General features: G+C 70.7%; 1 pseudogene. It reads right to left on the bottom strand.

The features are described from left to right. Nucleotides 1-367 precede the first annotated feature (367 nt). Nucleotides 368-516 (bottom strand): annotated as a pseudogene (locus tag LPA54_RS36545) (transposase); the annotation flags it as partial.

Below are 516 nucleotides of genomic sequence, written 5' to 3'. Positions count from 1 at the left end.
CCCCCGATGGTTCACGGTCCCGCCACTCGTACGGGCCATCAGGGCGGAACCGAGTCTGAACACCGCGCGTCGGCCGAGCCCGGCCCCTCCGCGCGAGCGGCCGAGGCACTCACCTCCCACGCCACCTCCACCATGCGGGCGACGATGCTCTGCCAAGGCGTCTCGTCCTGGTGTTCTCCCAGCCCAGCCCTCTTTGAGGCAAGTGCTGGAGGCGGATCGGTCCGGGCGACGTCCTCGCGGATCTCGGGGCGCTCCGCGGGTCGCTCGTCGGCCTCCTCACGGACCGGCGGGTGTCCGTCCTCCTCAAGGGCTTCGGCACGGTGACGCGGCCCATGGCTGCCTCCTCGAAGGCCCATCGGGTGACTGAGATGTCCCAGTCGATCTCACCGGCCGCGTCCGCGTCTGCCTGGACCTGCTGCAGCAGACGCTCCCAGGTCTCGTCGGCCGACCACAGCCCGTGGCGTTCGTAGACGACTTCCACGGCCCGAACCGTTCGGGCAGGTCCCGCCAGTGCAC

Origin of the sequence: Streptomyces sp. DH12 (assembly GCF_020873895.1) — a bacterium.
GTDB lineage: Bacteria > Actinomycetota > Actinomycetes > Streptomycetales > Streptomycetaceae > Streptomyces.
This window is presented reverse-complemented; position numbering and strand designations above follow the sequence as displayed.